General features: G+C 60.7%; 3 protein-coding genes. All 3 read right to left on the reverse strand.

Features of this window, described 5'->3' with window-relative positions; translation table 11 throughout:
* The coding region (locus tag Q2B33_RS18685) for a UDP-N-acetylglucosamine 1-carboxyvinyltransferase (RefSeq protein WP_300914161.1) at nt 1–1,072 on the reverse strand (1,072 nt) is incomplete at its 3' end.
* Nucleotides 1,073–1,132: 60 nt separating this feature from the next.
* On the reverse strand, nt 1,133–2,326 hold the full coding sequence (locus tag Q2B33_RS18690) for a putative peptidoglycan glycosyltransferase FtsW (RefSeq protein ID WP_330688416.1): 1,194 nt from the start codon (nt 2,324–2,326) through the stop codon (nt 1,133–1,135).
* A gap of 6 nt (nt 2,327–2,332) precedes the next feature.
* Entirely contained in the window at nt 2,333–3,694 is a 1,362-nt protein-coding gene (gene murD / locus Q2B33_RS18695) for a UDP-N-acetylmuramoyl-L-alanine--D-glutamate ligase (RefSeq protein ID WP_300565015.1), read from the reverse strand.
* Nucleotides 3,695–3,714: the final 20 nt, after the last annotated feature.

Here is a 3,714-nt window from a genome sequence, read left to right on the forward strand (position 1 = left end):
CCACGCCTTTTACGGACGCCTCCCGGGGGCTGCACAGCTCCACCGAAGCCCCCATTTTCCGAAGCTCCTCCACGATCCGGAACCGATTCTCGAAAATCGTCTCCCGGATACGGCTCACGCCCCTCCCTTTGGTCTCCACCGCCAGCACCACGGACTGGAGATCCGTGGGAAAGCCGGGGTAGGGGGCCGTGACCAGCTCTATGGCCGCGGGCCTGCCGGGGGCCTGTACGTAAATCCCCTCTTTCGAGGTGCACACCCGGGCGCCCATCTGCGCCGCGGCCTCCAGCACCGACTGCATCTCCTCCTCCGGGGCCTGCTCCAGGAGCACGCTCCCCCCTGTCCCGATGCAGCTTAACAGGTAGGTCCCGGCCACAATCCTGTCCGCCGGCACGGTGAAGTCCGTCCCGTACAGCCGTCTGCCGCCGTGAATCACCAGCCTGCCGCTCCCCACCCCCTCGATCCATGCGCCGCACTGCTGCAGGAATGCGCACAGGGCGGACACCTCCGGCTCCCGGGCCGCGCCCTCCAGCACCGTGTCCCCCTCTGCCATCACCCCTGCCAGGACGATGTTCTCGGTAGCCCCCACAGAAGGGAACGACAGACTGATAACCGCCCCGTGGAGCCTGTCAGAAAACGCCCTGATGCTGCCCTCTTCCTCTACGAACTCCACGCCCATCTGCTCCAGCGCGGACAGATGCATGTCTATGGGGCGTTCGCCGATGACGCATCCCCCCGGATGCTCCATGACCACCTCGCTGCATCTCCCGATCAGCGCCCCCAGCAGACAGAGGGAAGAGCGCATGCCCCGCACCGCCTCCCGGGGCATCTGGCATCTGCACACCTGGGACGAATCCACCGCAATGCCTGTCTCCTGCCAGTGGACGCCGCAGCCCAGGCTCTTCAGCAGGCTGACCATGGAATAGACGTCCGCTATCCTGGGACAGTTCCTGATGAGAGACTCCTCCCTCACAAGCAGCGTAGCCGCCAGAATGGGCAGCGAAGCATTTTTAGAACCTTGTACACGAACCTTTCCCTGCAGGGCCATGCCGCCCTGAATACGAATAGAATCCATTAAGCACCATCCGGTTTCTTTTATTGAATATTCTATCCTATGAGGGAAAGCCGGAAAATGTTACAATTCCTTCAATTGTATCCGCCTGGCCACGCTTAGGACCAGCCCGATCTCTATCAGCAGGAACATCACCGAGGAGCCCCCGTAGCTGATGAAGGGAAGGGAAATCCCGGTATTGGGGATGCTGTTGGTCACCACGGCGATGTTCAGGATGGCCTGGATGGCGATGTGCCCCATGACCCCCACCACCAGCATGGCTCCGAACAGGTCGGGAGCGTTGTTGGCGATCACCATCATCCGCCACAGCAGCATGATGAACATGATGATGACGGCCACGGCCCCGAACAGGCCAAGCTCCTCGCAGATGATGGAGAAGATCATGTCGTTCTGGGCCTCGGGCAGGAAGTTCAGCTTCTGCATGCTCTGGCCCAGCCCCTTGCCCCAGATGCCGCCGCTTCCGATGGCGTACAGGCCCTGCAGGGTCTGGAAGCCCGTGCCCGTGGCGTCGCTCTCCGGATTCAGCCAGGTGGCGATCCTTCCGAAACGGAAGTTCACCTCCTCCCCCTCAGCCGCGTTCTGGGTGGAGGACACGGCCAGGAACACGATCAGCACTGCCCCGATCAACACCAGGACGCCCATGATGACGAATTTCTTGTAGTCCGGGCTGGCCACGAATACCATCAGTACGGAAATCCCCATGATGATGATGGCGGAGCTCAAGTTCTTGGTGATCAGGTAGACCTCCAGCACCACGGGCATAGGCAGGAGGATCATGACGGCGAACCCCTTCATGGTGCGCACGCTTTTCCCCATCTTGCACACCATCACCGCCAGGAAGAGGATCAGGCACAGCTTCGCCACCTCCGCAGGCTGCAGGTTCAGGCCGATGCCGGGAATCTTGATCCACCGATAGGCCCCGTGGGACTCCACGCCCAGGCCCGGAATCTTCACCAGAGGCACCAGCGCCATGGCCACCACATATCCCAGCAGGGCGAAACGCTCCCAGAAATGGTAGGGGATGTTCGCCACGATGATCATCAGCACCATGCCGATGACGATGGCAATCAGCTGTTTCTTCATATAATATGTAGTGTCCTCGTAGCTCTGGAACGCCTCATAGGAGCTGGCCGAGTAGATCATCACCAGTCCGAAGCCCAGCAGGAACAGCACAATGAAAAGTAGGCTGTAGTCAAAAAAGTATTCCGACTGTTCCTTTCTCTTCCGTCTCGTTTTCGCCTGCGCCATCATCCACATCCCTCTCTATAGCCGATTCACGTATTCCTTGAAAAGCCGCCCCCGCTCCTCATAGTTCGGGAACATCCCCCAACTGGCGCAGGCCGGCGACAGGAGCACCGCGTCTCCGCTCTCCGCAAGCTGCGTGCACAGCTCCAGGCATTCCTGAAAGGTGTCCGCGAAGCGGATATTCCCGAATCCGTGCCTTCTGGCGCATTCCGCAATCATTTCCTTCGTCTGGCCGATCAGCACCAGCCATTTCACCTTGCCCTCAAAGCTCTCGATCCATTCGTCGTACCCGCTTCCCTTGTCATACCCGCCCCCAATCAGGACCGTTGGCTTGTGCATGGCCCGGATGCCCTGGATGGCTGCATCGGGATTGGTCCCCTTGGAATCGTTGTAATAGTCCACACCTGCCTTGGTGGCCACGAACTCGATGCGGTGCTCCACGGCCCGAAACTCCCGGACGGTGTCCAGAATCGTCCCCATGGGCACCCCCATGCCTTCCGCGATGGCAATAGCCGCCATGACATTCTCCACATTGCACAGGCCCACCAGCCTCATGTCCCGGTGGATGTCCAGCAGCTCCTGCCCCCGGCCGGACAGGGCCCTGAAAACCTTATCTCCCTTCAGGTAATAGCCGTCCTCCAGCTCCCGGGCGGAGGAAAACCACACCACCCTGGCGGGGCATCTGTCCCCGAAGCTCCTGGTGTATGCGTTCTCATAATTCAAGACACATATGTCGTCTTTCGTCTGCATGGCGGCGATGTGCTCCTTTGCCGCCACATAGGCCTCCATGGTGTGATGGCGGTTCAGGTGGTCCGGCGTGATGTTCAGGATCGCCGACACCGCAGGATGGAAGCTGTGGGTGGTCTCCAGCTGGAAGGAGCTGATCTCCCCCACAGTCACGGAGCCCTCCCCGGTCTTCCCGGACTCCGCCGTGTAGGGGTTGCCGATGTTGCCCACCACGAACACCTTCTCCCCGCCCAGGTGGGCCCTCATGATTTCCCCCACCAGGGTGGTGGTGGTAGTCTTGCCGTTGGTGCCCGTGATGGCGGCCACCCTGCCCTTCTCCTGCAGGAAGCCCAGCTCTATCTCCCCGATGACTTCTGCGCCGTTTTGGCGCAGACGGTCCACCAGCGGGATGTCCGTGGGCACCCCGGGGCTCAATACCAGGGTCTCCACCTGCCCCAGGATCTCCTCCGGCAGCTCTCCCGTCACGCAGGCCGCCTTGCTCCCCGCGGGAAGCAAAGCCCTGAGATCCTCCTGCGTCAGCTTCTCATTGCTGTCGTACAGCGTGACTTCTGCTCCCATGTATTCCAGACAGGCCACGGCGCTGATTCCGCTCAAGCCGGAACCTACTACCAGGCATTTTTCTCCTGCTCTCATTTTTTCTGTTCCTTTCCTGT

The organism is uncultured Acetatifactor sp., from assembly GCF_948601915.1.
GTDB lineage: Bacteria > Bacillota > Clostridia > Lachnospirales > Lachnospiraceae > Acetatifactor.

Coding starts and splice junctions, on each gene's coding strand:
- Q2B33_RS18690 (WP_330688416.1), bottom strand. CDS start 2,326: ATGTGGATGATGGCGCAGGCGAAAACGAGACGGAAGAGAAAGGAACAG.
- murD (WP_300565015.1), bottom strand. CDS start 3,694: ATGAGAGCAGGAGAAAAATGCCTGGTAGTAGGTTCCGGCTTGAGCGGA.